This is a genomic window from Aliiroseovarius marinus, assembly GCF_050881025.1.
Lineage (GTDB): Bacteria > Pseudomonadota > Alphaproteobacteria > Rhodobacterales > Rhodobacteraceae > Aliiroseovarius > Aliiroseovarius marinus_A.
On sequence record NZ_JBNNXQ010000002.1, the window covers coordinates 336850 to 362217 of the forward strand.

The following is a 25368-nucleotide window of genomic DNA, read 5'->3' on the forward strand; positions in this document are numbered from 1 at the left end:
AAAGAGCGAAGCCCACAAGGCGCGGGCTTCGCATAGTTTGGCTTGGGTCAGTTCATGACCGGGATCTTGAAGACCCAGATCGAGCCACCTTGGTTCAGGAAGTTGACCTTCTTGGCCACTTCACCACCCCAGAGCGGAACCGCGCCACCCCAGCCCGAGGCAACAGCGACATACTGCTGGCCGTCTTGCTCCCAGGTGACCGGCTGGCCAACGATGCCAGAGCCCGTTTGGAACTTCCACAGCTCTTCGCCGCTGTCTGCGTCAAAGGCTTTCAGATAGCCCTCGGGCGTGCCCGTGAAGACCAGACCACCTGCGGTTGCCATCACGCCGCCCCAAAGTGGTGCATCGTTCTTGTATTCCCACTTGATGTCTCCGGTGTTCGGGTCAATCGCCTTCAGCGAGCCGATATAGTCCTCGAAGATCGGTTTGATCGTGAAGCCGGACCCAAGGTAGGCAGCGCCTTCCTTATAGCTGACGGGCTCGTTCCAGATGTCCATCCCCCATTCATTCGAGGGCACGAAGAACAGGCCGTTATCCGGGCTGTGCGCCATTGGCATCCAGTTCTTACCGCCCAAGAAGGACGGCACCGAGAAGACAACGTCGCCCTTGCCGCCATCCGCAGCATCCGCCGGGTTGCCCGGACGGTTTTCTTCATTGAAGATCGGGCGGCCGTTCTCATCGATGCCCGAAGCCCATGTGATGTCTTTCACAAAGGGCGAGGCCGAAACGAACGCACCATCTTCACGGTTTAGGACGTAGAAGAAGCCGTTACGATCTGCCGTGGCAAAACGCTTGTTACCTTCTGCATCGACGAACGGAACAACTTCGTTCACGCCGTCAAAATCCCAACCTTCGCGCGGGGTGGTCTGGAAGTGCCATTTGATCTCGCCGGTTGCGGGGTCGATCCCGATCCGCGACGCGGCATAGAGGTTGTCACCCGAGCCATCTTTCTGGTCACCCGCACCGCGCAGCCACGAGTTCCAAGGCGCGGGGTTACCGGCACCGAACACAAGCGTGTCGGTGTCCGCATCATAGGTGCCGCCAAGCCAGGTGGCGCCACCGCCGGTTTTCCAAAGGTCACCCGGCCAGGTCGCATTCAGCTCGCCAGTCATGGTGCTTTCTTCGCCATTCAGCGTGCCCATATGACCTTCGATCACCGGACGGGTCCAGACCACGTCGCCGGTTTCAGCGTCGCGCGCCTGCACCTCGCCGATGATGCCAAACTCACCACCCGAGTTGCCAGTGATGACCAACCCATCCACGATCAGAGGGGCAGAGGTATAGGAATAGCCGGCCTTGTAGTCCGCAATCTTGTCCTTCCAGACAACGTCGCCGGTCTTCAGGTCCAGCGCGACAATCCGTGCATCCAGCGTGCCGAAATAGATCTTGTCGCCATAAATGGCGCCCCCGCGGTTGATCACATCACAGCAGGGCAGAATGCCTTCGGGCAAACGGGCATCGTATTGCCAGATTTCTTCGCCGGTCTCGACGTCGATCGCATACAAGCGCGAATACGAACCCGTGACATACATGATGCCGTCATAGATCAGCGGCTGGGTTTCCTGCCCGCGCTGTTTCTCGCCACCCATCGAAAAGGACCAGGCCGGAACCAGGTGCTTTACGTTTTCTTTGTTGATCATGTCGAGCGGGCTAAAGCGCTGTTGATGACGCCCCATCCCGTTGCTTACGATCTGTGTGGTGATGTTTTGATCGTTGGCGATGTCCTCTTCGGTCACCCCCGCGATCGACGCCGTCGCCGCGAACAGTGTCGCAGTCGTCGCCAGTAGTAATTTCCTCATCGTGTCCTCCCATTCCGAGACGACAGAAACTCCAGATTCCTGTCGCCCAAAAAACTCGCGGAAACTCGGCCTGAAAGGTATTGCCAATTGGTCGTATAGAAGATGCGCCCCCTGCGCGCCTACGCTGCTTACAAACAGGGAGGACTGTTATGTTTGGATTCAAGAAGGCCGCGTTCAGCGCGGTATTTGCCTGTGTTGCACAGGTGGCTGTGGCGGCAGACTTGCCGGTCATCAAGCTTGGTGCCTTGTCCTTTGGCACGGTGAACTGGGAACTCGACACGATCAAGCACAATGGCTTTGATACGGCGAACGGCTTCACACTTGAGGTGGTTCCCATGGGTGGTGGCAACGCATCAGACATCGCTTTCCTTGGCGGCGAAATCGACGTGATGGTGTCAGATGTTGTGTGGGCGGCGCGTCAGCGCGCGGAAGGGCGCGACCTTAAGTTCATTCCTTATTCGACGGCCGTTGGCGGCATCATGGTAAAGCCAGAAAGCGGCATCTCGGACTTGTCAGGATTGGAGGACAAGACCGTTGGCATCGCAGGTGGCCCGCTGGATAAAAGCTGGTTGATCCTGAAAGCATATGCCGAAAAGACGGCTGGCCTTGATCTGCAAAGAATCACGAAACAAGAGTTCGGCGCGCCGCCGCTGATGTTCAAATCCGCCCTGACCGGCGAGGTCGATGCGGTGATCAACTTCTGGCACTTCCAGGCGAAGGCCAAGGCTGCGGGATTGGTCGAGATCATCTCGGTCCAGGAAGCGGCTGAAACGCTTGGGTTGAACCCAACCACGCCGCTTTTGGGTTACATCGTGAACGGCGACATGGACCCCAAGCTTTCTGAAGCGCTTTACGCCGCATCACGCGCGGCCAAGGACATTCTGCGCAGCGATGCAGCTGCTTGGGAGGTTGTCCGCCCGCGCATGAAGCCCAAAAACGACGCTCAGTTCGAGGCCCTTAAGGCCGGGTTCATTGCGGGCATTCCCGGCGGGACCGAGATCGACACCGATGCGGTGCAAGACATGTTGGGGCTTATGGGCGAACTTGGCGGCGAAGATCTTGTCGGGAAGGCGACAACCCTTCCTGCCGGGCTGTTCATCGGCAGCTAGTCCGGTCTATGCGTCGCGACACTGGCATACGTATCTTTTCCTTGGGGCTGTTCCTTCTTTTTTGGCACGGCCTCTCGGTCTTGCTGGGGGATCCGCAGGTCTTGCCGTCCCCGATGCAAGTTTTCCACGAGATGCGCGCGTTATGGCAGCAGGGCAGATTGCAGGAGAATCTGGTGGCAACAGGCTGGCGCGTCGCGGCGGCCTTTGGATTAGCGATGATCATCGGAGGCGCTTTGGGATATGCCATGGGCCGATCAGATAACGTGGACGCGTGGCTTGATCCGTGGCTGATCATCTTCCTAAACCTGCCCGCGCTTGTCCTGATCGTCCTGTGTTACCTCTGGGTGGGCCTGAACGAATTTGCGGCGGTTCTGGCGGTCACGCTTAGCAAAGTGCCGATGACCACGACGATCATCCGGGAAGGCGCGCGCAGCTCATCATCGGCGCTGCGCGACCTGGCAGGCGTCTACCGGCTTTCAACGCTGACGAAGTTGCGCCACATCATTCTGCCCGAGCTGTTTCCACATATCGTGTCCGCAGCGCGAACCGGCTTTTCGGTCATCTGGAAAATCGTTTTGGTGGTAGAGTTTCTGGGGCGCCCAAACGGGATCGGGCGACAAATTCACACACAGTTCTCGCTCTTTGATGTGACGGGCGTTCTGGCCTATGCGCTCAGCTTCGTCATCTGCATTCTGTTCATCGAATTCTCGATCATGCAGCCCAGCGAAAAGCGGGTAGGAAGGTGGCGCGTCGATGCTGAAGCTTGACCTTCACCGCAAATCTTTCGCAGGTCACACCGTTCTGGAGAATGTGCATCTTGATCTGAAACATGGCGATCGGGTCGCAGTGTTCGGCCCGTCAGGTGTGGGCAAGACAACGCTAATTCGCATTATTGCAGGTCTGGATAAGCGATTTGTCGGGACCCGCAAAGCGCCTGACGAAATCGCCCTGATGTTCCAGAACCCAACCCTTCTGGAATGGCGCACGACCGAAGAAAACCTGCAAATCTTTCACCCCGGTGCCTCGGACAACGACATTCAAAAGGCTCTGGCTCAGGTCGGCCTGCATGACAAGGCAGATCACTTTCCGCGTCAGCTGTCGGTTGGGCAGCAGCGCCGTTTGTCGCTGGCGCGTTGCTTTCTGACACCAACACCTCTGGTCCTGCTGGACGAGCCCTTTGCCTCGCTTGATCAAAGCCTAAGGCAAGAGATGCTTGCGCTTACGCGCAGGTTTTTAGACCAAACAGGAAGCGCGCTAGTTCTTGTGACACACGCGCAAGATGAAGCTGCGGCGCTTGGCGCTGACAGCTTTGAGCTGCGTGACGTGGTCCAGACCGGCGCGGAGATTGCTGCACTGTGAGATGGAAAAGCATCATCCAACGGCTGTTCTGCGCAATGGTGGGGGCGCTTTGGCTGGTCTTGAGCTCTCACTGGGCAGCGGCGGATTTGGTTGATGAGGCCGAGCTTCGCGACGCCGTGATTGCGCCCTACAGCCTTGGAGAGCCCACAGATATAGAAGGCGTGTGGGAGCTGCTTAATGGCAGCGGCGCGCGCGGTGGGTATGTCATCCAGTCCGAAGCCATATCTCCGCTTCCCGGCTTTTCGGGAGCATCGATCAACATCATGGTGTTGCTGGACATGGATGGCGGTTTCATCGACGTGAAACTGCTGAACCACAATGAACCCATCTTTGTGTCGGGGTTGGGTGAGGCCCCGTTTCGACAGTTCCTTGAACAATACCGCGGCCTGTCCATCAACACGCCCATCACCATCGGCACCAACTACGGCTCGGGTGGCGGAGGGTCGCTGGTCTATCTGGACGGCGTGACCAAGGCGACGGCGTCGGTCAGGATCGCCCATGAAAGTATCATGGCTGCAGCCCGCGAGGTTGCTCGCCAGAAGCTGAAGGGTATTGCCCGCCCGCAAGAGAAAGTGGTTGTGAAGCCTGACCTGGACATGAACTTCACGTGGCCCGAGTTGGTGGAGCAAGGTCTGGCGCGCCACGTGGTTACCACGCATGGTGAAGTGCGCGCCGAATTTGAAGGGACAACGTGGCAAAGCGATGATCCCTTTCCTGACGCCACGGACAGCGACCCTTTCATTGATCTGTGGATCGTGGACGTAACGGCGCCATCTGTGGCCAAGGCGGTCATGGGCCCCCGCATGCTGCGCGATTGGCAGCGGTTGGGAGACATCTCTCCCGATGATCAAACTTTGCTGCTGATCGAAGCCGGGGATCACGGCTTGGTGTCCGAGGATTTCGTCCGCAACACCGCGCCCTCGTGGATCGAGGCAAAGCAAGACGAATTTCCGGTGTCTGTCATGGATGCCGACCTTCTGATCGACCTGAAACCGGGAGTTCCAGACGGCAAAGCCATAGTATTGCGGCTGGATCGTCGGTTGGGGTTTAACCCTGTGCGTGACTGGCAACTCAGCCTTCTGGCTGTTCGTCAGCATGGAATGCTGCAGCCCGAGCTGGGACAAGCGCGGTTCAGCTGGACGGTCAGTGCCGATGACCGGTTTTTCGATATCCTGACGCCACCAAAACCCCTGTCCCCCTTTGAAAGTGCATTGGTGAACCGCCGCACGGATCTGATCATTCTGGTACTCTTCTTGGAACTGGTTTTCCTGCTTATGCTGTTCAACCGTCATTTCGTTCAGCGCGCCCACTACCGGCTGACACGCTTCAGCGTTCTTGCCATGACATTGGGATTCATCGGTTGGTGGGGGCAAGGGCAGCTTTCCATCCTGACCCCCATTGCGACCCTGTCCGCCGTTATGGCGGGGAAATCGCTCAGCTTCCTCCTCTACGACCCGTTTTCTCTCGTGATCTGGATTGCCGCGATCATCGGTTTCTTCATCTGGGGGCGCGCACTCTTTTGCGGCTGGTTGTGTCCGTTCGGCGCAATGCAGGAATTTGTCGGTGCGATCGCCAAGCGTTTGGGCGTTCGACAACTGACGGTCTCGGGCATGTGGGATCGGCGGTTGAAGTTCTTGAAATACGTCGTGTTGGCGGGTCTGATCGCGACCCTGCTCTATCGCCCGGAACAGGTTGAAACCGCAGCCGAAGTCGAACCCTTCAAAACCGCCATTTCGGTCTTCTTTCAGCGCGAATGGTACTATGTGTTCTACGCTGTGATCTGCCTGCTTGCGTCGGCCGTCGTCTTCAAAGCCTATTGCCGCTATCTCTGCCCTCTTGGGGCTTTGATGGCACTCGGCGGCTGGTTGCGCCTGACCCCATGGATCACGCGCCGGGCAGAATGCGGATCACCTTGCCAGCTGTGTAAGGTCAAATGCGAATACAAGGCCATCAAACCATCGGGCAAGGTCGACTACTCCGAGTGTTTTGGCTGCCTGGAATGCGTTGAAATCTACGAAGATCGCAACAAATGCGTGCCACTGATCGTCGCCGACAAGAAAAGGGCACGCGCGTCATGATGCAGCGAAGAAATGTCATCAAACTTGGGGCAGCCGCACTGGGGGCCTTGGCGTGCACGCGGTACAAACCAAGCCTGCGCGAATGGCACGGGCGCGGATTTGGGGCCGATCTATCCGTGGTGTTTCATGAACGCGGCGAAGACGCGGACAGGACGGTCGCGGCGATTGAAACCGAAGTTGAACGACTTGAAAATGTGTTCAGCCTGTTCCGTCCCCACTCGGCCATTTCGCAGTTGAACCGGGAAGGGGTGTTGCACAATCCGCCTGACGATCTGGTTGCACTGTTGAATATATCTGAAAAGATTTGGACCGTGACTGACGGGGTTTTCGACCCAACCATACAGTCGGTCTGGCAAGCTGAGCACGCTTCGCCAATCTCTCCTGCCGGATTTGGAACGATTGACGTCCGACGCGACGTCATCCGGTTCGAAAAACCAGACACAGCCCTGACGCTGAATGGGATCGCGCAGGGATATGCAAGTGATCGGCTGTCTCGTCTCTTGCAGCGCCGTGGACAGATCGAACATCTGGTCAATCTCGGGGAATTCGCGGCGGGCGAAGGGGATTGGCGCTTGGGCATCGAGAACGATGAGGCACAGCGGTTGGGGTATACCGATCTGGTAAATCTTGGCCTTGCGACCAGTGCTCCTGGCGCCATGACACGCGCCAATGGACAGGCGCATATCGTGCATCCTTTGGGACGCGATCCGGTTTGGAAAACCGTCACGGTTCAGGCGCAAAGCTCGGCGCTTGCGGACGGGTATTCCACTGCGCTTTCGCTCATGCCCAAATCAAAGATCGGCGCGCTTGATTTTCGCGCCCTCGGGATCGTCAATATCTGGTTGGAAAGCCCCGAAGGCGACGTGACCCGATTGGGCTGACGCTCAATATTCCGGGGCGGCGTGACTGACGCCATATTTCTCGAAAATGGCTGCGATCCGGCCATCTGCCAACGCATCCGAAATCGCATAGTCGGCGGCATAGGACAATTCACGGAAATTGTGACGCACGGCGATGCCCAGCGTCCAAGTATCGAGCGCGAAGTTCACAAGCGGCGGCGTGGCCACTTCGATGGCATCACTTTGGTCGAGATGCTCAAGAATGCTCTTCACGCCCATGACGGCATCCACTTCCCCTGCCTCCATTGCCGCAAAGGCATCTTCATGTTCGGGGTAATGGCGAATGTTGGGCAGCAGCATACCGCCGTTGAAGTTCGACAGATAGAAATCCGAGATCGTGTGGTTTTCTACACCCACCTTGTGAAAGCGGTAATAGGGTGTTGTCGGGGCATCGTCCGGGAACACGTCGATGCGATATGCCGTCGCCAATGTCTCGTTGAAATACTGACCGTTCAGCACAACAAGTTCGTTCCGGCATTGCAGGTCCTTGCTGTAAGGCACATGCATCATGATATTCGACACCCGGCCGCCGATCAAAGGACCCTTCCAGACCTGATTACGCAGATCGGCATCGACGTTTTCGTCGGCGGTCACGAAGTTGAAGCGCGCCTCTACCCCGATATCCTCGGCAATGATGCGCGCGATCTCGATATCAATGCCTTTGGGCTTGCCGGCTTCCTCCCATGAAAACGGGGCGAAGTCATCATAGACGGCAAACGTCAGAAACCCACGTTCAAGGATCGTGTCAAAGTCCTGCCCAACATTGATCCGGGTGTCCGCGCGGTTCGGGACCACGTCGTCATAGCCCTTGGCAAGATCTTCACATCGCGCCAGCGCGGACCCGGAGGTGCCGGCCAACAGGCCGAACACCAAGACAATATGAGCCCAAAACCGCACGCCGATCAGTTTGCAGCTGACAGGCCGATGGTCAGAATCTCGGCGGCTTTGGCGAAGCTTGTGGCACTCCCATCCAGCGCAATTGCTGCGCGGGACACCGCAGATTCCGCCACCGGAGCGTCCGACCCGGTTTCGGCAGCCGCGTTGATGTCGGTCAGCTCGGTTCGCAGCGCGGCGACCTCTTCGCTCAGCGACGCCACATCAACACCACCCTCAACCTCGCTTGCACGATCTTTCAGAAGATCCCGGATCGCAGACAAACGGGTTTGATGGTCATCAAAAGCGCCGTCATCCGGGCGGGTCTCGACATAGGTACGGATCGCCCACGCGGCCTCTTGTCCAAGAAGGTCACCGAAGGCTGGCATCTTCGTGATCCCGTTTTGGGTCATGCCATGACGGAATCTTTCAAGATACCATTCATCACCATCCCAATCTGCACTGAGGTAGCGCAGGTCCGGCGCAAGTCCGCCGGACACCACTTCCAAACCGTGGCACCGTGCGCAGTTCTGGTTATAGCCAGATGCGCCAATGTCGATCGCAGTTTGCCAGTTTTCGCCTGCCGGGTCACGCCAGGGGTTTTCTTCAAGCCATTCCTCACCAAGGTCAGGAAGGCCAGCTGTGTCTACCGCCTGTGGGGCTACGTCGCCGTGAGCGAAAGCGGCAGCGGCGGCAAGAATGAACGGTGGCACAAGCATCCGTGTCGAGAGTTTCATTGTGTCTCCTCCAAGCTTTTGAAACTTTCTAATTGGCTTGCTGCGGTCGCACTATTCGACCTTTGTCCAACTACTCGAACGTCTAGCAATCATAGACACTCTCTTGTTAGGGAGGATCAGATGACTGGATTGCTGAATTCATTTGTCGTCATGCTGGTTGTTGGTTTGCTCGCAAACATTGCGGGCGCTGCGGACAACAAGCGCGACATTGACGTGCTTTACCTCAGGATTGCCACGCCAGAGCGCCCTGTCTTGTCGAATCTAGATCCAATCCCCGAAGACCTCGGCCTTGCGGGCGCCTATTTGGCCGTTGCTGACAACAACACGACGGGTGGCTTCATGGGATACCAGTTCGTCATGGAAACCGTCGATCTGGCCGAAGGCGATCTGGGGGCCGCGCGCGCAGCATTGCACGACAGCGACGCGCCCTATGTGCTGCTCGATATGAGCGCCGAGGAAATGACCAGCCTTGTGGATGGGACCGAAGCGCGACTTTTCTTCAACGTCCGGTCCTATGATGACAGTTTGCGGGGTGAAAACTGCCGCGCTACGCTTTTACACAGCTTGCCGAGCCACGCGATGCGTGCCGATGCGCTGATGCAGTTCGTCTTGAAGAAGCGCTGGGACAAGATGGCGCTTGTAACCGGCAATGCCGCCGAGGATGCCAAGTTCGCCCAAGCCCTGCGCAAGGCATCAAAGAAGTTCGGGATGCGCTTTGCCACAGAAGAACCTTGGGTTCTGGACGGCGATCTGCGCAGGCAGGCGGGTGCCGAAGTGCCGCTGCTGACGCAAAAGCTTGGCGATTATGACGTGTTGTTCGTTGCGGATGAACACAATGATTTCGCGCGCTACCTTGCCTATAACACTTGGCTTGCCCGCCCAATTCTGGGCGGAGACGGTTTGCGCGCCACAGGCTGGGACCGGGTGAACGAACAATGGGGGGCTGCCCAGCTGCAAAGCCGCTTCCACGATCTGGCCGGGCGCAGCATGCAAGATGTCGACTATGCTGCATGGGCCGCATTGCGCGCTGTGGACGAAGCCCATCTCAGGACAGATTTCGCAGAAATCGACGGCATTCGCGCCTTCCTTTTGGACGGAATTGAACTGGCCGGGTTCAAGGGGCGTCCCCTGTCCTTCCGCAAATGGAACGGTCAGATGCGCCAACCCATCGGTCTGACCCATGCCTCGGCTCTGGTCGCGATGGCCCCGCTTGAGGGGTTCCTGCACGCCAGAAACGAGTTGGACAGCCTTGGCGCTGATACGCCGGAAAGCCAATGCACAGCATTCGGAGAATAGAGCTATGAAACGGAACACCTGTCTGGCGGCGTTGATCGCCCTCATACCCGCCGCGGCCCTGAGCGATGAAATCTGGGTCTCGAATGAAAAAAGCGACACGGTATCCGTGATCGATGTGGATACACTGGAAGTCGTCAAAGAATATGAGGTTGGCGAACGTCCGCGCGGCATCCTGTTCTCGAACGACTTCAAGTATCTTTACATCTGCGCCTCGGATTCGGACTCGGTTCAGGTGCTGGATGTCGAGGCGGGCAAGATCATTCACGATCTGCCCTCCGGCGAAGATCCCGAACAATTCGCGCTGCACCCGAACGGTAAGCTGCTGTATATCGCCAATGAAGATGATGCTGTGACCACGGTTGTGGACACCGAAACCCATCACGTGATCGCGCAGATCAATGTGGGCGTTGAGCCCGAAGGCATGGCGGTCAGCCCGGATGGAAAGACGACCATCACGACGTCTGAAACCACCAATATGGCGCATTGGATCGACACGGAAACCAACAGCATCTACGCCAACACATTGGTTGACGCCCGCCCGCGCCACGCCGAATTCACAGCCGATGGCTCGAAGCTTTGGGTCAGCTCGGAAATCGGTGGGACAGTGGCCGTATTCAACACATCCGATCAAAGCCAAATCGCCAGAATTGAATTCGAGATCACCGGCGTTCACCCCGACAAGGTTCAGCCCGTTGGGGTCGAGCTAAACGCAGATAACAGCCTTGCCTATGTCGCGCTTGGCCCGTCCAACCACGTCGCCGTGGTCGATACCGCAACCTACGAAGTGCTGGACTATGTTCTTGTGGGGCGCCGCGTCTGGCACATGGCGTTTTCGCCTGACGGCACAAAACTGTTCACCACCAATGGTGTGTCGGGCGACGTCAGCGTCATCGACCTTGCCACCAACAAAGCCATCAAATCCATCAAAGTGGGCCGCTTCCCTTGGGGCGCGGTGGCCCGCCCGACCAGTTGAGGATCAAGAAATGAAACACGCAATTCTTCTCGCCAGTCTTCTCGCCGCAAACACCGCGTTCGCAGACAACGATGACGATCTGGGCATGGCCGGGCTTTTGTCAGGCTCCAACAAGATTGACCTGCCCGAGGTTATCCTGTCCGTTGGGGAACCGCTTTCTGACGCTCCGTGGGAGCTGAAATCCGGCAAGTACTACGAGGTCGAGTTCACCGCAGATGGGTCGGGCGAAATCGGTCTTGCCGGGAATGATTTCTTCCGCGCCATCTGGGTCGACGAAGTTGTCATCGAAGGGTTGGAAATCCGCCCTTATGCGCTGCATTCGATCGAGTTTGATGACGCCGGCACGATGGAAATCGGCTTCGTTGCAATCAAACCCGGCACATACGAGCTGCGCATTCCAGGCAGCACAGGTGAAAGCCAAGCGATACAGATCGAGATTGAATGACAGACGCCATTATCCTGGAAAATGTGGGCCTTAGCTATGGACCCCGCACGGTGCTGTCGCAGTTTTCTCTGCGGCTGGACGAGGGGTCATTCACTGCTCTTCTGGGACCCAATGGCGCTGGAAAATCGACGATCTTCAACCTGATCGCGGGCCTTTTGCTGCCGGATCGCGGCGACGTGCGGGTGATGGGGCAGTCCATGTTGAAATCACGCGCGGGCTTGCGTGACGTCGGCATGGTGTTCCAGCAATCGGCCGTGGACCTGGAACTCTCGGTTGCCCAGAACTTGCGTTATTTCGCGGGGCTGCATGGGATGAAGAACCCGGCTGACCGGATCGGGGCGCTTCTGGCACAGTTTGGCCTAGAAGGGCGTGAAAAAAGCTCGGTGCGCGACTTGAATGGCGGGCACCGTCGCCGATTGGAAATTGCACGCGCGCTTTTGCCCAGCCCCAAGATCCTGCTGCTTGATGAGCCCACAACCGGGCTTGATCCCGCCTCCAAACACGCCATCGTTGAGGCTGTTCATGCGATGAGTGCTCAGGGTGTGACCGTCCTTTGGATTACCCACCTTCTTGACGAGCTTTGGCCGGAAGACGACGTGATCGTTTTACAATCCGGTCAGATCGTAAGCCGCGGCGGATTTGCAGAACTTGGAGGCGCTGAAGAGCTGTCGCGACACTATGCAGGCCATGAAAGACCGCAGCTATGATGACATGTCTCAAAGCCATCATCTTGCGCGAGCTCTTGCGCTTCCTGCACCAGCGCGAACGGTTTCTTGCGGCACTTGTTCGGCCCTTGGTCTGGCTATTCATTTTCGGCGCAGGGTTTCGTGCAGCACTGGGCCTGTCGATCATCCCCCCCTATGAAACCTACATCCGGTATGAGACCTATATCGTCCCCGGCCTCTGCGCGATGATCGTACTTTTCAACGCCATGCAGTCCTCGCTTTCGATGGTCTACGACCGAGAAATGGGGTCAATGCGGCTGCTTCTGACCGCACCTGTGCCGCGCTGGTGGATATTATTTGCCAAGCTTCTTGCCAGCGCCTTTGTATCTGTTCTGCAATGCGTCGTTTTTCTGGCCATCGCTTGGGTCTTCGATATCCGCATGCAGTGGGGCGGTTATCTTGCAGTATTGCCTGCCCTGTTCCTTGTCGGGCTGATGTTGGGCGCCATGGGGCTGTTCCTGTCCGCCATGATCCGCCGGCTCCAGAACTTCGCTGGGGTGATGAACTTCGTCATCTTCCCGATGTTCTTCCTGTCCACCGCGCTTTATCCCCTTTGGCAGATGCAGGAAAACGCGCCTTACATCGCGTCAGTGGTGGTTTGGAACCCGTTCACATACGCGGTCGAGCTGATCCGTTTCGCGCTTTATCTGCGGCTCGAACTCATGACGTTGTTTTGGGTTTGTGTATGCACCATTGGATTCTTCGTTCTGAGCCTGTTCGGATATGACCCAAAGAGACCGTTTTCAAAGGTAAAAGTTAGCTAGGAACAGATTGTCGAGTTTTCCCTAAGATGGTCTTCTCCGATGCTGACGCATGGTTACTGCAGGGAAAACCTTCTCCGAGCTCTCTGTCTCCGATTGCGTCTCGAAGCGTCGCAAGCGGGATGTAACCAACCCGGCGTTGCTCGCGCCCGATGTTCTTGACGGCATAGCCACGGGTGAAAAGCGCGATCAGTTCGCATCGTTCTGAAACAGAACACCCAAAAATCCACAAACTCGTACCGCCGGAATCGCAAACAGAGACTGCGCCCTTAAATCCGCCCGGTTCTTGCTCTTATCCGCGTCTCTCTTGAAATCCCCGTCCGCCAAGCACTCGAAAACACGTGACATTCGCGCGGTAAACTCTCAGCGTCTGAAAACAGGAAAGTGGTTGGCTGTGCAAACAGTCTTGAGCTATCGCGTCTCGGTCTGAATTTCCTGTTTACAGGGAATTGTCCGTTCAAAATCAGGGAACATCTAATCCTGAACAGGGAGAGAATGTGATGTTTGGTGCGAAACAAACGAATGCCGGCAAGAACCATGCTTACTTCTGACTGCCATTAGATCGGCGGTTGGGTTGGTGTGGATCTTAGTTTGGCCGCCCTTGCAAATTTCAAATGTTCATGTTGGGTAAATTAGCCCAAGGAGGATGGCCGTGTTGGCACGGGCGTCCTTTTTTGTTTTCGGCGCGTCTTGCGCCGATCGACAGGTGAGCAGAAGCAGGAGGTCTATATGACCCAGACAAGGGTAGAACAGATCGCCATCCGCGATCTTGAACCATGGGCAAAGAATGCCCGAACACACTCGAAGAAACAGGTGCGCCAAATTGCCAATAGCATCGAGACCTTTGGCTTCACCAATCCAGTGCTCATCGATGAGCGACGAACGATACTTGCGGGCCATGGTCGGGTTGAGGGCGCGAAGCTGCTCGGTTGGACCGACGTGCCTGTCTTCGTCTGGATTATATGACTGAGGACGAGAAGCGCGCTTACGTGTTGACCGACAACAAGCTTGCGCTCAATGGAGGCTGGTGACCCGGCAGAAGACGTACTGCCTTCTGCCATACCTGCCCGAGTGCAACCGGGGGACATCTGGCAACTTGGACGCCATCGCTTGGCTTGCGGTGATGCGCTGAACACCCAGGTGGTCTCTACCCTGATGGGGGGCGAACAAGCTCGGATGGTGTTCAGTGACCCGCCCTACAATGTGCCGATCGATGGCCATGTCGGCAACTCGGGCAAGATCCAGCACAGAGAGTTTGCAATGGCATCCGGAGAGATGAGCTCGGCCGAGTTCACCGGCTTCCTGAGGCAGGGTTGCGGAACCTTGCAGATCACAGTGTTGATGGATCGATCCATTATCTCTGCATGGACTGGCGCCACATGTCTGAATTGCTGGACGCGGGTGGCGCTGTCTATAGTGAGATGAAGAACCCGATCGTTTGGGCCAAAGACAATGGTGGCATGGGCAGTTTCTACCGTTCCCGCCATGAGTTGATATTCGTCTTCAAGAGCGGAACGGCACCGCATCTAAACAACTTCGAGCTGGGTCAAAACGGGCGCTATCGCACCAACGTCTGGGAATACCGAGGTGCCAATAGTCGCCGCACGGGACGCATGGAAGAACTGGCCATGCACCCGACGGTGAAACCCGTGCAGATGATCGCTGATGCGATCCGCGACGTGTCCGGGCGTGGCGACATCGTGCTGGATATCTTTGGCGGGTCTGGATCGACATTGATTGCTGCAGAGAAGACTGGGCGGCGCGGTTATCTCTGTGAACTTGACCCAGTTTACTGTGATCGCACCCTCGCCCGTTGAGAGACCTACGCCAGGGACGATGCAGAACAACTGGTGTGCGGTTGGCCACGGCAGGATCGGATCGTGGAGGCTGCTGAATGAAGAAGCGAAACTTACCCCAGCCCACACCTGATGTGAGCTATGAGGTCGGTTACCGAAAACCGCAGGTAGCGAACCAGTTCCAACCAGGACGCTCAGGCAATCCAAACGGGCGACCACGTGGGTCGAAAAACAAGCAACCCAAGCTAAATGAAGAGCGCCTTAAAGGGATCATTCTGGACGAAGCCTATCGTGACATCACTGTGCGCGACGGAAACCGCAACGTGACCGTACCAATGGCGCAGGCCGTTGTAAGGGCGCTTGCGGTCAATGCCGTTAAGGGTCAGCACAGGTCTCAAAGATTGTTTGCCGAGCTTCTGGGTGCAACGGAGCGTGAGAACAAGCAGTTGGCAGATGAGTGGGTTCAGACAGCGATCGCTTACAAGATCGAGTGGAACGAAGAGTTGCAACGCAGGAAAGACATGGGGATCACAGATTTACCAGCCCCCCCTGCCCCACCCTGATCAGGTCATCATTGACTTCAAAACCGGCGAAGCCCGAATACAGGGCCCGACGATCAAAGAGGACGTGGTCGAGCTTGAAAAATGGCAAGCACAAAGGGCCATATGGGCGCAAGAGCTTGTTGAGATCGGCAATGATTTGGAAACCGAAGAGGACGAAGGCATCCGCGCACTCCTTCAAGATGACAAAGTACAAGCCCAAAAAGATGCTCAGCATGCTCGATCGGCCGCTGGTGGCGATCGGGTTTTAGCGAGATATCCAATTCACAACCCGTAGCCGCAGACAAATCTCTGCGGCTACGGGCTGGTAGTTACAATTGCAGCAACAATCCAAATGGCCGCTTAGGATGGCCTTGCGTTCCAATCTAGAAAGCGCGGCGAATGGCTGCAAAGAGCCCATTGTTCCGGATGCTGCACAATGAACCAATGGCCGCTTACATGATTTCAGGCTGGCATCGCCTCAAACACATGGTCAGGTCTCGGCGACAATGTAATCTATCAACAGTCGAGTGAGAGAACTGCGGCGGCTGGTGTCTGGCCAGACGCCGTAGGTGCCTAGATCGGGGATCTTCCAATCGGGTAGTATCTCGACAAGCGCGCCGGACTTCAGGTCTGTGTCAGCGACCAAGGCCGGTAGCCGTTGAATGCCCAATCCGGCGCAGAGAGCGGATCGCAATGCTGCGAAATTATCCACAAGAACACGCCCGCGGCCCGTGTGCAGCACCTTTTCTTCTCCGTCTTTCAGCAGCACAATTTGTTCCAGCAACCCCTCCATGGCCACGAAGTCCGCGTTCTTGAGGTCATCTGGCGACCGTATCGGAGGAAGCGTTTGCAGATACGATGGTGCGCAGACGAGTTTGCGACCGAAGCTACCCAAGCGGCGTGATCGGAGAGCCGAATCCGGTAGTTCACCCATGCGCAGGGCAAGGTCGATCCCCTCGGCAACCAGGTCGAAATTGCGGTCTAGATACTTGATCGTGACTGCGACAGCCTGATGCTGCCGGGTGAAACTCCAGATGGCATGCTCATAGCTGCTGCCCGCCATGAAAGCCGGTAGAGTAATGGTCAGCGCGCCCGCGGGCTCACTGCTGATGTCGACGATACTGTTCAGCCCATCTTCTGCGGCAGTCATCATGCGTTGGGCATGCTCCAGCAAACGTTTGCCCTCGTTCGTGAGCGAGAGCGACCGCGTGGATCGGTAGAACAACGTGACGCCCAGCCGGTCCTCAAGCTTGGTCACATGCTGGCTGATCCCGGATGTCGCCAGCCGCAACTGCCGCCCCGCCGCTGAGAAGCTGCCGGTTTCGGCAACGGTCGCGAAGATTGCCATCGCGCGCAGGTCATCAATCATCTTTCATCCTAACTGAATAATGATTTCACTAATGTTCATATTATTGAAAGGCGCGGGAATGGCTAGTTTGTTCTCACGAAAGGACGCCCGATGATCATATCCACCAGCCAATTCGGAACGAAGCATGGCGCTGAGTATCTCAAACAGCTTTGCGCGCATTTTTCAAAACGCGTGCCTGTTCAAGCCAAATCGGACCAGGCGCATGTAACGCTGCCAATCGGAACTTGCGACTTTATCGCGAGCGGCGATGGCCTCGCGGCGCGCATCCAATCCTGCCCGGATCACATCGACCGAATGGAAGAGGTGTTTGGTGGATGGATAGAACGCATCGCCTTTCGTGAGAACGCAATCCTGACGTGGCACCGCGCCGCGCATCAAACAAAGGACTAACAGATGTTTCACAAATCAATTCTGGCCGCAGCGGTGGCCCTGACGGCGGGTGCCGCTTCTGCCGACACCATGTTTACCGTTGCGAACACTTTCCAAGACCCGCAAATGAACGGCGGCAACGAGATTTCGACCATCGCCTTCAGCGCCGATGTCTACGCCAATCAGGCAGCGACGGTGAGCGCAGATATCGAAATCCCGAACTTCGTCAATTTCTACGAGATCGACGTGGCAGAGGATATGTCCACACTGACCATGACGGTCAGTGAAACGGCCAAGCCTGCCAACAACCCGATGCCAGCCGAGCGCTTTGATCGCTACTACTACACCTTCACCGGTGCAGGCCCGGCCTCAGCTAGCATCAACGCCGACGCCTCCACAGCTGCGATTGCTGATGGCGCAACCGTTGCCGTCACAACAACTGGCCGTCTCGTCGTGGCCTTTGGCGAAGGCGCCGATTTCACGCCGGGCAACAAGGTGGTTGTCAACCTTCAATAACGCAAATTGCTGGCTCCAGAACGGGGCCAGCACCCTCAAAACGGAACTCCCACATGACCCTAATCACCATCTTTATTGGCCTCTTATCTGCCTTCTTCCTGTTCGCCAGTTCAATCAAGATTTTCGGTTGGCAAAAGATGATCTTTGAGACCCAGCTGGCAATGTTCATCAAATATGGTCTGAACCGCCAGATCATGGCTTTGACTGGCGTGGTTGAGCTGTTTGGCGCGATTGCCATTTGGTTCCAGGGGTCGTGGATCGGCACCCTGGGTGCGCTGGCACTCCTTGGGACTTCGGTCGGTGCAATCGGATGTCATCTGATTTGGGACACTTGGAAAGAGGGTGTTCCTGCGATGATCACAGGCACCTTGTCCGCCATCGTTGCATGGTCAGGGCGGGCAGCCTTGCTCGGGTTCTTGGGGCTCATCTAAATCCAACATTGGAGAAAGAATATGACAGACAGCATCCGCGTCTCGAACGCAAAAGGCCTATATCTGGAAGGCATCCGCGACGGCAACATGGTCGAAGCCTTGGATAAATACACCGGCGACCGCTACACCCAGCACTCGACTGGTGTGCGCGATGGGAAGGAGGGGTTCATTGAGTTCTTCACGCCATTTCTAGAACGCAATCCGATCCGCGACATTCAGGTTTTGCGCACAATTGAAGACGGTAGTTTTGTCTTCTGCCACGCCTATCAGAACCTTGGCAACGGTGAAGCGCAGTGGGTCACGGCGGACATCTTCGATACTGACGAAAACGGCAAGATCGTCGAGCATTGGGACGTCATCGCCGAATATAAATGGCCAACCGTTTCTGGTCGCACAATGGTCGATGGCCCGACCGAAATCGAAGACCTCGAGCTGACCGAGGCCAACAAAGCTGTCGTACAGGGATTTATCGACAACGTGCTGATGGGCGGGCGCGCTGATCTGGTGACCGACTACATCTCGACCGAACAATACGACCAGCACAACCCCGAAGTGGGCGATGGGCTGGAGGGTTTTGGCAAGCACCTCAAGCAAGTGATGGAGAGTGGTCAAGCCGCGCAATACCTCAAGGTTCATCACTTGTTGGGGCAAGGCAACTTTGTCGTGATCTATAGCCATGTGAAACAGGGCGGTGATGACTGGGCATTCTTTGATCTGTTCAGGCTCAAGGGCGGCAAGATCGTCGAGCACTGGGATGTTCAGGAAAAGATTGGGCCGAAAGAAACCTGGAACAACTCCGGCAAATTCTAAACAAGGCGCGGCCCCTGAAAGGGGGTTGCGCGTTGTCACACAGTAGGGGTCGAGACATGGCGCTTCAAATTCATGAAACCACAGCTAAATCCATCATCGGCAGTACCAAAGTGCCGAGTGCGGATTACGTGATCAATCCTTACACTGGTTGCCAGTTCGCCTGTATGTACTGCTTTGCCAGTTTCATGGGGCGTTTCGTGGGCGAGAGTAACGGCAACTGGGGCAACTACGTTTATGTGAAAACCAACGCTGTCGAGTTGATGGAAAAGCAAATCCATCGGCTGCTCAAGAAAGACCCACATCCACGCATCGCCATCAGTACAGTGACCGATCCCTATCAAGGGGTGGAACGCAAATATCGTCTGACACGCGGTATTCTGAAGGTCTTTGCGGAACATGACTATCAGGGGCGTGTCAGCATCCTGACCAAATCGCCAAACGTTCTGGACGATCTGGAGACGCTGAAACAGATCAAATACGCAGAGGTTGGCCTGAGCATCACCACCTCAGACGATATGTTGAGCAGACAGCTGGATGCGATGGCCCCATTGGCCCACGCACGACTTGAGGCACTGCGCAAACTGACGGATGCCGGGATAAAATCCTACGTCTTTGTCGGGCCGTTCCTGCCACACATGTACCTGCGACCAGAACTGATTGATGAGTTGTTCGCGGGTATTCGCGCCGCGGGCGCGACAGAGATAAAAGTCGAATACCTGAACTTGCCATCCTATGTGCGGCCACGTTTGCGCGAATTCCTCAAGGATCAACCCGCCGACATACAGGCCGTCTATGCCAATTCGCAGAAATTCGAATATCGCGACACGCTGGAACCCGTGATCCGCGAAGCGCTGGCCAACAATGGCCTCGAACTTCGCTTCAACGAAATCGTTCATCACGTCAGTGATCAAGACCTGAAGGAAACATCATGACCGCAATGAAACTCGCCGCAGGGGAGACCTTCCCAGTTTTGAAAACTGCCCGTTTGGGCGGTGGAGACCTCAGCCTTGGGAAGCCGTCAGGCTCCCATGATTGGCAAATGGTTGTCGTCTATCGCGGGAAACACTGCCCCTATTGCAGCCGTTATCTACAAGAGCTGGAACCACTCATTCCGCGCCTGAATGGGATCGGCATTGACGTCGCTGCAGTTTCTGCCGACAGCCTGGACCGCGCAGAACCCCATATCGCCAAACTGGGGGTCGATCTGACGATTGGGTATGATCTGTCAGTCGCGCAAATGAAATCGCTGGGATTGTATATTTCCGAACCACGTTCGGATGCCGAAAGCCCGCGACCATTCGCAGAACCCGGGCTTTTCATCATCAATGGTGATGGCACGCTGCAAGTGACTGATATTTCCAACGGCCCGTTCGTGCGCCCGCATCTGGAAACACTTGTCGGCGGGCTGGAGTTCATCCGAAACCCAGAACACAACTATCCAATCAGAGGATTGTTGACGTAGTTCGGCCTCGAGATGGAATTGCTGCCGTTCACAAGTGCTGGGTGAACGGCAGCTTCCGTCCCAAAGGTGACCTTAAACAGGGTGATCGAATGCCCCGACCGCAACCCGCATTGCGGACATTCGTTACGTCTGCTTATTGATGGCAACCAAAGTCAGCATCGCGGACGGGGTTGCACTTCCTGGCCAATCATCATCAATCTTCTTTGGGATGAGTAGCTAAGGGGGATCATCTATTCCCTTGTTAGAAATTTTCTGAGCCTGGCTGTGCACTTACGCTACCAACAACACCGATTGAGGTAGTAACCTTTCTTTGCCGCGCTCGCGTGCTCAAATGGCCAGCGAAATATCGCTGTCAGAATTCTGCGCGCCACTCCAACGCCTCACAAAGTCACAATCAAACCATATCAAACAGCAAACACGCTTTCGGGTCACCTAATCACCATCACCGAGCATGGCGCCCGTCTTGCCAGTCGTGAAGCGGTTGAGCCAAGCGCATAGCCTTCACTTCCAGGGCGGCTGGCGGCTGTGACGATCAGGTCTGCGCCAATCTCTTCGGCGTAGTTCGCGATCACCACGCCGGGCTTGCCTGCAAGCGTCACGCGTTCCACATCATCATGACCTGCCAAGGCATGCGCGAAGGCATTTCTGATTTCTTGAACCAGCTTCTGCCGGTCAGGTTTCACCATGGCATATTCCGCGACATAGGCGGGGATGTCCTCGATCACGGACACGGCGATGATACGGCCTTCGGTACCACGCAAATGGCGGGCGGCGTCCAGTTTCCGCTCGAGCATTTCGGTATGGTTCAAAGCGACAGGAACGAGGATGGTATTGAACATGGTGATCCCCCAATGAAGGGCCGGGGCGCGTGGCCCCGGCGGTTGGTTTCAGGTGGCGACGTGGGACACATCTTTGTCCGGCGAATAGATATCAAGGATATTCCAATGCCCTGTCGTGGGTGTCGGATTGTTGATCATCGGAACGTCCAGCACCGTGGGCTTTCCGCTGCCAATCGCCGCCTCGATTGCGGGAAGCAGCTCGTCCGCAGACGTAATCCGCACACCGACGGCGCCATAGGCCTGCGCGATCTCGGCATAGCCCGGCCCGTTGGTGGGCGCGGCGGCGGTGCCGGGGAAGGTCGTGCCATAGGTCAGCCCATAGTGGGCTTTCTGCAGCCCCGCGATGGTGCCGAAGGCGTTGTTGTTCATCACCAGCCAGATGATGCCCAGATCCAGCTCGACCGCCGTGGCCAGCATGGATGGGTTCTGGCCAAAGCCGCCATCCCCCACAAGGCTGATCACCACACGATCCGGTGCGGCCAGCTTGGCCCCAATCGTCGCGGGAGGACCAAAGCCCATGGTCGCAAAGCCGCCGGGGGTCAGGATCGAGCCGGAGGTCAGGATATCGAACTGCTGCCCCACCCCGTTTTTATTCCAGCCCACATCCGTGGTGATGATCGCATCTTCCGGCAGCGCCTTGCGGGCATCGGCCAGAATCCGTTCGGGCATCATCGGGAAGGCAGACGAGGTCTGCATCTCGGTGTTTGACGCCTTGAACTTGGTACGGAAGTCGGCAATCTCGGCCTTCTTTTCGGCCCGCGGGAAGCCATCGGGATACATCTCTTTCGCGACACGGGTTAGAACGCGCAACGCAGCTTTCGCATCTGCCACCACGCCGATTTCAGTCGGATAGTTGCGTCCGATTTCCTGCGGTTCGATATCGATATGGATGACCTTGGTTGTGTCGTCCTTGCCGCCAATATTGAACGTGTAGCCGGGATACCAGCTGGAGCAGTCCGCCTCTTTAAACCGCGTCCCCACGGCGAAAACATAATCGGCGTTCAGGCAAGACTGGTTCACCAATTCGGTGCCCCAGAACCCGGTCATACCCATGACCAGCGGGTGATCATCGCGCAGCGCGCCCTTGCCCATCAGGGAATGCGCGACCGGCAGTCCCATATGCTCGACAAACTCGCGCAGCTCTTCGCTGGCCTGTGCCAGAAGGATACCACCGCCCACATAGGCCACGGGGCTGTCGGCCTGTGCCAGTTTCTCGACAATCTCGCGTGCAGTTTCATCGTCAATCGACGGTTTCTTCAATGCACGGGTGTTGTCCAAGATGCGGTCAAACGTGTCCGACGGGATCACTTCCGAGAAGATGTCCATCGGCACATTGACCAGAACCGGACCGGGTTGACCGCTTTCGGCCAAATGGAATGCCTTTTCCAGAATCTCGGCCATCAGGTCCGCCCTATCCACGCGCCAGGCGCGTTTCACAAAGGGGCGATAGATTTCCCACTGGGCGGCATCGGCGTGCAGGTTGACCTCTTGGTGCGGGTGTTTGCCATAATAGTGGGACGGAATGTCACCCGCGATCACCACCATCGGGATACAATCAAGCGCCGCATTTGCGACCCCGGTGGCACAATTTGTCAACCCAGGAGAGAGATGTGACAATACCACCGAGGCCTTGCCCGTCACGCGCGCATAAGCGTCCGCCGCGTGGCTGGCGATCTGTTCATGGCGCACGGTGACGAAGTCAATCGGGCTGTCTGCCAGCGCCGCCAGAACCGCGATATTGGTGTGCCCGCACAGGCCAAACACGTGCTCGACCTCGCGCCGTTGCAGAAAATCGACGATATGTTCGGCAACCGTTTTGCCATCGAGTTTCGATCCATCCATCACGCGACCTCCTGTCCATAGAACTCGCCAAACAGCTCTTCTTCCGAGGGGCGATCTTCAGCGATGGGCCGCGAGACCCATGTGTAGTTCATCATGTGTTTCATGGTGACGTTTTCATTGGTGATATTGCCACCCCAGATGCCGCATCCCAGCGAACTGGTCATCGGCATGCCGTTGGTCCAGGCACCTGCATTGGCCTTGGATTGCGGCTGACGCACCATCATGCGGCTGACCGGAGCCAGACGGGCCAGTCGGTCGATGTTTTCGTCATTATGCGAATAGATGCCGCAGGAATGGCCCTTGCCGCCCGTGGCGTAGATTTGGCTAACTGTGTCGAGCGCATCATCGAAGGTCTCGAAGTGATACAGCGCCATCAACGTGGTCAGCTTCTCTTTCGAGAACTTGTGCTCTGGCCCGATCCGGCCTTGGTTTTCCACCATCAGGAACTTGCGATCTTCGGGGATTTTGAACCCAGCAACCTCAGCAGTTTGCTGCGGACGGCAGGCGATGGTCGGGAAAGTGCGGTTTCCCTTTTCGTCCCACATCGCAGCCTCAAGCAACGCCTTTTCTTCGTGCGAGCACAGATAGCCGCCTTCGGCCTCCAGCGCCTTGACCATATCGTCATAGATCGATTTCTGGATGATGATATTTCCATCCGCCGAACAGCCAGAACCGAAATCCGAGGTTTTCGAGATGCGGGTGTTCATCGCAGCGATGTCCAGATCGGCGGTCTCGTCGATCACAATCGACGAATTGCCCGCGCCCACACCATAGGCAGGACGGCCCGAGCTATAGGCCGCTTTCACCATCGGTTTGCCGCCGGTGGCCAGCGTCAGGTCGCAGATCTCCATCAGGTGCTGGGTCAGCGGGATCGACGGCTTTCGGATCGCCTGAAACAAATCCTCAGGCGCGCCAACAGCACGGCAAGCGGCGCGCATCACCTCGGTCATTTCCCATGTGGTCTGGGCCGTGCGCGGGTGGGGGGAAAAGATCACCGCATTGCGCGCATTCGCCGAAGACACCCCGGTCACCGGCGGCGTCATCGCCGGGTTGGTCATCGGGATAAGCGAGGCAATGACACCAGCCGGCTTGGCGTATTTCACCAGTCCCTTTTCTTCGTCCACCTCTACCACACCGGTCGACGGCGTACGCAACACATCACGCAGCACCATTTGAATCTTGAAACGTTTGGCAGGGCGCCCAGCGCGGTCGCCAATGCCGCTTTCATCCACGCCCTGTTCGGCCAGACGGGTGAAGGTTTTCTCGTTACCCGCATACCACGCGATGGCCTGAGACAGGCGGTTCAGGTCATCTTGTGACCAGTCTTCGATTTCAGCCATGGCCGCGCGCGCACGCGCCAGCATGTCGGCCGCCAGCTGGCGGTCCGCGTCAGTGAGCTCTTTGCTCATGATGATCCTCATTGTGTTGGAGAGTAGCAGTGTCCGGCATCCGGCGCTGAGAGCGCGCCTCACCGAAAGTTCGTTTCGCGTGTTGCAGGCAACGCCGCGCATGTTCTTCGTATCCCAGTTCCGCAACGCGGCTCTGGTTGGGCAATTCGATGGAATAATCCACCGGCGGCATCCGTTCGATGATGCCCGCAAAATCAATCCAGCCTTCGCCGGGGTAAAGCCGTGCGTCGCGGGCCAGCTGGATCATCCCCTCACGGGTGTCCGCGATACCGGGCAGGCAGTCCGAGATATGCAGGAAGTGAAAAAGCTCAGATGGAACGTGCAAAAGCTCGCCCAGATCGACACGGCTGAGATGCAGATAAAGTGTATCCACCAGAATGCCGCCATTGGGGCGGTCCGCAGCCCGCACGATGTCCAGCGTCTCGTCCAAAGTGCGCAGGCGGGAAAATGACGGGAACTCAAGATCAACGGATATGCCGTAAGGCGCGGCCAGATCGCAGGTCTCGCCATAGACGTCGACAAGGAAGTTGCGGTCGTCTCGGGTCGGCGTCCAGGCCGACATGATCATGCGCTTGGCCCCCAATTCGCCGCCTAATTCCAGCGCACGTTCGAAACTGCGGGGGTCCACGTCCTCGGTGATGCGGGCCAGTTCCACGTCCAGCACCTTCAATCCCGTCGAAGCCAATGCCGTTTTGGTTGCCTGCACCTGCGCCTTGTCCACCGGAGCTTCCGTGAACTCCCCCGGGACCTTCATCGGGATGAAACGCGGGCTGACGGCGTCATAACCCGCACGCGCAGCAATATAGACCAGCTCGGGCGGCGAGGCCCCGATCAGGGTCAGATGCGCCAATGAATACAGAGGAGTCTCATCGGCCTGTTGGGCAGTGTCGGGCATGAAATGGGCTCCGGACGAAATCAGCGAGTCGCAG

General features: G+C 57.0%; 29 protein-coding genes. 21 read left to right on the forward strand and 8 right to left on the reverse strand.

Annotated features, from left to right (window positions below; all coding sequences use genetic code 11):
* Window positions 1-47: 47 nt before the first annotated feature.
* The gene (locus tag ACRY08_RS07095; RefSeq protein WP_432449207.1) at window positions 48-1799 is read right to left on the reverse strand and encodes a PQQ-dependent methanol/ethanol family dehydrogenase; all 1752 of its coding nucleotides are present in this window, start codon (window positions 1797-1799) and stop codon (window positions 48-50) included.
* A gap of 149 nt (window positions 1800-1948) precedes the next feature.
* Here ACRY08_RS07095 and ACRY08_RS07100 point away from each other — a divergent pair, with 149 nt between their 5' ends.
* The 5 genes from ACRY08_RS07100 (at window position 1949) to ACRY08_RS07120 (ending at window position 7226) form a co-directional block, all read left to right on the forward strand.
* A complete protein-coding gene (locus ACRY08_RS07100) occupies window positions 1949-2908 on the forward strand; it encodes an ABC transporter substrate-binding protein (RefSeq protein ID WP_432449208.1) in 960 nt (319 codons plus the stop codon).
* A gap of 173 nt (window positions 2909-3081) precedes the next feature.
* Window positions 3082-3675 carry an ABC transporter permease gene (locus ACRY08_RS07105; RefSeq protein ID WP_432449209.1) on the forward strand — a complete coding sequence of 198 codons (594 nt, stop codon included), beginning with the start codon at window positions 3082-3084 and terminating at the stop codon, window positions 3673-3675.
* A complete protein-coding gene (locus tag ACRY08_RS07110; protein ID WP_432449210.1) occupies window positions 3662-4267 on the forward strand; it encodes an ATP-binding cassette domain-containing protein in 606 nt (201 codons plus the stop codon). The genes ACRY08_RS07105 and ACRY08_RS07110 overlap by 14 nt, the downstream gene beginning before the upstream one ends.
* Window positions 4268-4326: 59 nt before the next feature.
* Complete coding sequence (locus tag ACRY08_RS07115; RefSeq protein ID WP_432449211.1) at window positions 4327-6345, forward strand: 4Fe-4S binding protein; 2019 nt, start codon at window positions 4327-4329, stop codon at window positions 6343-6345.
* Entirely contained in the window at window positions 6342-7226 is an 885-nt protein-coding gene (locus tag ACRY08_RS07120; protein ID WP_432449212.1) for an FAD:protein FMN transferase, read from the forward strand. The genes ACRY08_RS07115 and ACRY08_RS07120 overlap by 4 nt, the downstream gene beginning before the upstream one ends.
* 3 nt (window positions 7227-7229) lie before the next feature.
* Here ACRY08_RS07120 and ACRY08_RS07125 read toward each other — a convergent pair whose 3' ends face one another.
* Window positions 7230-8141, reverse strand: a complete 912-nt coding sequence (locus ACRY08_RS07125) for a substrate-binding periplasmic protein (protein ID WP_432449213.1) — start codon at window positions 8139-8141, stop codon at window positions 7230-7232.
* Between the two features lie 5 nt (window positions 8142-8146).
* Entirely contained in the window at window positions 8147-8854 is a 708-nt protein-coding gene (gene pedF, locus ACRY08_RS07130; RefSeq protein WP_432449214.1) for a cytochrome c-550 PedF, read from the reverse strand.
* A gap of 120 nt (window positions 8855-8974) precedes the next feature.
* Between pedF and ACRY08_RS07135 the strand changes: the two genes are divergently transcribed.
* The 10 genes from ACRY08_RS07135 (at window position 8975) to ACRY08_RS07180 (ending at window position 15687) form a co-directional block, all read left to right on the forward strand.
* Entirely contained in the window at window positions 8975-10150 is a 1176-nt protein-coding gene (locus ACRY08_RS07135) for an ABC transporter substrate-binding protein (protein ID WP_432449215.1), read from the forward strand.
* A 4-nt stretch (window positions 10151-10154) separates the two neighbouring features.
* A complete protein-coding gene (locus ACRY08_RS07140; protein WP_432449216.1) occupies window positions 10155-11123 on the forward strand; it encodes a YVTN family beta-propeller repeat protein in 969 nt (322 codons plus the stop codon).
* Between the two features lie 10 nt (window positions 11124-11133).
* The gene (locus ACRY08_RS07145; RefSeq protein WP_432449217.1) at window positions 11134-11568 is read left to right on the forward strand and encodes a hypothetical protein; all 435 of its coding nucleotides are present in this window, start codon (window positions 11134-11136) and stop codon (window positions 11566-11568) included.
* Window positions 11565-12275 carry an ATP-binding cassette domain-containing protein gene (locus tag ACRY08_RS07150; RefSeq protein ID WP_432449218.1) on the forward strand — a complete coding sequence of 237 codons (711 nt, stop codon included), beginning with the start codon at window positions 11565-11567 and terminating at the stop codon, window positions 12273-12275. The genes ACRY08_RS07145 and ACRY08_RS07150 overlap by 4 nt, the downstream gene beginning before the upstream one ends.
* A complete protein-coding gene (locus tag ACRY08_RS07155; protein WP_432449219.1) occupies window positions 12272-13057 on the forward strand; it encodes an ABC transporter permease in 786 nt (261 codons plus the stop codon). The genes ACRY08_RS07150 and ACRY08_RS07155 overlap by 4 nt, the downstream gene beginning before the upstream one ends.
* A gap of 726 nt (window positions 13058-13783) precedes the next feature.
* On the forward strand, window positions 13784-14020 hold the full coding sequence (locus ACRY08_RS07160) for a ParB/Srx family N-terminal domain-containing protein (RefSeq protein WP_432449220.1): 237 nt from the start codon (window positions 13784-13786) through the stop codon (window positions 14018-14020).
* A 144-nt stretch (window positions 14021-14164) separates the two neighbouring features.
* Window positions 14165-14479, forward strand: a complete 315-nt coding sequence (locus ACRY08_RS07165; protein ID WP_432449221.1) for a hypothetical protein — start codon at window positions 14165-14167, stop codon at window positions 14477-14479.
* Window positions 14434-14871: a DNA-methyltransferase gene (locus tag ACRY08_RS07170; RefSeq protein ID WP_432449222.1), complete on the forward strand. Its 438-nt coding sequence runs from the start codon at window positions 14434-14436 to the stop codon at window positions 14869-14871. The genes ACRY08_RS07165 and ACRY08_RS07170 overlap by 46 nt, the downstream gene beginning before the upstream one ends.
* A gap of 77 nt (window positions 14872-14948) precedes the next feature.
* Entirely contained in the window at window positions 14949-15413 is a 465-nt protein-coding gene (locus ACRY08_RS07175; RefSeq protein ID WP_432449223.1) for a DUF5681 domain-containing protein, read from the forward strand.
* 64 nt (window positions 15414-15477) lie between these two features.
* Entirely contained in the window at window positions 15478-15687 is a 210-nt protein-coding gene (locus ACRY08_RS07180) for a hypothetical protein (RefSeq protein ID WP_432449224.1), read from the forward strand.
* A gap of 195 nt (window positions 15688-15882) precedes the next feature.
* Here ACRY08_RS07180 and ACRY08_RS07185 read toward each other — a convergent pair whose 3' ends face one another.
* Window positions 15883-16761: a LysR family transcriptional regulator gene (locus tag ACRY08_RS07185; protein WP_432449225.1), complete on the reverse strand. Its 879-nt coding sequence runs from the start codon at window positions 16759-16761 to the stop codon at window positions 15883-15885.
* 90 nt (window positions 16762-16851) lie between these two features.
* Here ACRY08_RS07185 and ACRY08_RS07190 point away from each other — a divergent pair, with 90 nt between their 5' ends.
* From ACRY08_RS07190 to ACRY08_RS07215, 6 genes are read left to right on the forward strand one after another with little or no spacing between them, the layout of a single operon-like run.
* Window positions 16852-17151 (forward strand): DUF2218 domain-containing protein, encoded by a 300-nt coding sequence (locus tag ACRY08_RS07190; RefSeq protein WP_432449226.1) that lies wholly within the window; start codon window positions 16852-16854, stop codon window positions 17149-17151.
* Between the two features lie 3 nt (window positions 17152-17154).
* Window positions 17155-17646: a hypothetical protein gene (locus ACRY08_RS07195; RefSeq protein WP_432449227.1), complete on the forward strand. Its 492-nt coding sequence runs from the start codon at window positions 17155-17157 to the stop codon at window positions 17644-17646.
* A gap of 53 nt (window positions 17647-17699) precedes the next feature.
* Window positions 17700-18077 carry a DoxX family protein gene (locus ACRY08_RS07200; RefSeq protein WP_246934373.1) on the forward strand — a complete coding sequence of 126 codons (378 nt, stop codon included), beginning with the start codon at window positions 17700-17702 and terminating at the stop codon, window positions 18075-18077.
* 21 nt (window positions 18078-18098) lie between these two features.
* Window positions 18099-18887 carry a nuclear transport factor 2 family protein gene (locus ACRY08_RS07205; RefSeq protein WP_432449228.1) on the forward strand — a complete coding sequence of 263 codons (789 nt, stop codon included), beginning with the start codon at window positions 18099-18101 and terminating at the stop codon, window positions 18885-18887.
* A gap of 56 nt (window positions 18888-18943) precedes the next feature.
* Window positions 18944-19819, forward strand: coding sequence for an SPL family radical SAM protein (locus ACRY08_RS07210; RefSeq protein ID WP_432449229.1), 876 nt, complete (start codon window positions 18944-18946; stop codon window positions 19817-19819).
* A complete protein-coding gene (locus tag ACRY08_RS07215; protein ID WP_432449230.1) occupies window positions 19816-20349 on the forward strand; it encodes a redoxin domain-containing protein in 534 nt (177 codons plus the stop codon). The genes ACRY08_RS07210 and ACRY08_RS07215 overlap by 4 nt, the downstream gene beginning before the upstream one ends.
* A 428-nt stretch (window positions 20350-20777) precedes the next feature.
* Here the strand turns inward: ACRY08_RS07215 and ACRY08_RS07220 are convergent, their stop codons facing one another.
* From ACRY08_RS07220 to ACRY08_RS07235, 4 genes are read right to left on the reverse strand one after another with little or no spacing between them, the layout of a single operon-like run.
* A complete protein-coding gene (locus ACRY08_RS07220) occupies window positions 20778-21188 on the reverse strand; it encodes a universal stress protein (protein ID WP_432449231.1) in 411 nt (136 codons plus the stop codon).
* Between the two features lie 48 nt (window positions 21189-21236).
* Window positions 21237-23030, reverse strand: a complete 1794-nt coding sequence (locus ACRY08_RS07225) for a thiamine pyrophosphate-binding protein (protein ID WP_432449232.1) — start codon at window positions 23028-23030, stop codon at window positions 21237-21239.
* Window positions 23030-24439: an aldehyde dehydrogenase family protein gene (locus tag ACRY08_RS07230; RefSeq protein WP_432449233.1), complete on the reverse strand. Its 1410-nt coding sequence runs from the start codon at window positions 24437-24439 to the stop codon at window positions 23030-23032. Before ACRY08_RS07230 ends, ACRY08_RS07225 begins: the two co-directional genes overlap by 1 nt.
* The gene (locus ACRY08_RS07235; RefSeq protein ID WP_432449234.1) at window positions 24420-25334 is read right to left on the reverse strand and encodes a sugar phosphate isomerase/epimerase family protein; all 915 of its coding nucleotides are present in this window, start codon (window positions 25332-25334) and stop codon (window positions 24420-24422) included. The genes ACRY08_RS07230 and ACRY08_RS07235 overlap by 20 nt, the downstream gene beginning before the upstream one ends.
* Between the last annotated feature and the right edge of the window lie 34 nt (window positions 25335-25368).

What these genes read in the sequence shown, in the direction of transcription:
- ACRY08_RS07205 (WP_432449228.1), top strand. Translation starts at nt 18,099, where the DNA reads ATGACAGACAGCATCCGCGTCTCGAACGCAAAAGGCCTATATCTGGAA.
- ACRY08_RS07185 (WP_432449225.1), bottom strand. Translation starts at nt 16,761, where the DNA reads ATGATTGATGACCTGCGCGCGATGGCAATCTTCGCGACCGTTGCCGAA.
- ACRY08_RS07190 (WP_432449226.1), top strand. Translation starts at nt 16,852, where the DNA reads ATGATCATATCCACCAGCCAATTCGGAACGAAGCATGGCGCTGAGTAT.
- ACRY08_RS07100 (WP_432449208.1), top strand. Translation starts at nt 1,949, where the DNA reads ATGTTTGGATTCAAGAAGGCCGCGTTCAGCGCGGTATTTGCCTGTGTT.
- ACRY08_RS07160 (WP_432449220.1), top strand. Translation starts at nt 13,784, where the DNA reads ATGACCCAGACAAGGGTAGAACAGATCGCCATCCGCGATCTTGAACCA.
- ACRY08_RS07140 (WP_432449216.1), top strand. Translation starts at nt 10,155, where the DNA reads ATGAAACGGAACACCTGTCTGGCGGCGTTGATCGCCCTCATACCCGCC.
- ACRY08_RS07150 (WP_432449218.1), top strand. Translation starts at nt 11,565, where the DNA reads ATGACAGACGCCATTATCCTGGAAAATGTGGGCCTTAGCTATGGACCC.
- ACRY08_RS07200 (WP_246934373.1), top strand. Translation starts at nt 17,700, where the DNA reads ATGACCCTAATCACCATCTTTATTGGCCTCTTATCTGCCTTCTTCCTG.
- ACRY08_RS07175 (WP_432449223.1), top strand. Translation starts at nt 14,949, where the DNA reads ATGAAGAAGCGAAACTTACCCCAGCCCACACCTGATGTGAGCTATGAG.
- ACRY08_RS07120 (WP_432449212.1), top strand. Translation starts at nt 6,342, where the DNA reads ATGATGCAGCGAAGAAATGTCATCAAACTTGGGGCAGCCGCACTGGGG.
- pedF (WP_432449214.1), bottom strand. Translation starts at nt 8,854, where the DNA reads ATGAAACTCTCGACACGGATGCTTGTGCCACCGTTCATTCTTGCCGCC.
- ACRY08_RS07135 (WP_432449215.1), top strand. Translation starts at nt 8,975, where the DNA reads ATGACTGGATTGCTGAATTCATTTGTCGTCATGCTGGTTGTTGGTTTG.
- ACRY08_RS07110 (WP_432449210.1), top strand. Translation starts at nt 3,662, where the DNA reads ATGCTGAAGCTTGACCTTCACCGCAAATCTTTCGCAGGTCACACCGTT.
- ACRY08_RS07215 (WP_432449230.1), top strand. Translation starts at nt 19,816, where the DNA reads ATGACCGCAATGAAACTCGCCGCAGGGGAGACCTTCCCAGTTTTGAAA.
- ACRY08_RS07145 (WP_432449217.1), top strand. Translation starts at nt 11,134, where the DNA reads ATGAAACACGCAATTCTTCTCGCCAGTCTTCTCGCCGCAAACACCGCG.
- ACRY08_RS07230 (WP_432449233.1), bottom strand. Translation starts at nt 24,439, where the DNA reads ATGAGCAAAGAGCTCACTGACGCGGACCGCCAGCTGGCGGCCGACATG.
- ACRY08_RS07195 (WP_432449227.1), top strand. Translation starts at nt 17,155, where the DNA reads ATGTTTCACAAATCAATTCTGGCCGCAGCGGTGGCCCTGACGGCGGGT.
- ACRY08_RS07095 (WP_432449207.1), bottom strand. Translation starts at nt 1,799, where the DNA reads ATGAGGAAATTACTACTGGCGACGACTGCGACACTGTTCGCGGCGACG.
- ACRY08_RS07155 (WP_432449219.1), top strand. Translation starts at nt 12,272, where the DNA reads ATGATGACATGTCTCAAAGCCATCATCTTGCGCGAGCTCTTGCGCTTC.
- ACRY08_RS07235 (WP_432449234.1), bottom strand. Translation starts at nt 25,334, where the DNA reads ATGCCCGACACTGCCCAACAGGCCGATGAGACTCCTCTGTATTCATTG.
- ACRY08_RS07210 (WP_432449229.1), top strand. Translation starts at nt 18,944, where the DNA reads ATGGCGCTTCAAATTCATGAAACCACAGCTAAATCCATCATCGGCAGT.
- ACRY08_RS07170 (WP_432449222.1), top strand. Translation starts at nt 14,434, where the DNA reads ATGTCTGAATTGCTGGACGCGGGTGGCGCTGTCTATAGTGAGATGAAG.
- ACRY08_RS07225 (WP_432449232.1), bottom strand. Translation starts at nt 23,030, where the DNA reads ATGGATGGATCGAAACTCGATGGCAAAACGGTTGCCGAACATATCGTC.
- ACRY08_RS07220 (WP_432449231.1), bottom strand. Translation starts at nt 21,188, where the DNA reads ATGTTCAATACCATCCTCGTTCCTGTCGCTTTGAACCATACCGAAATG.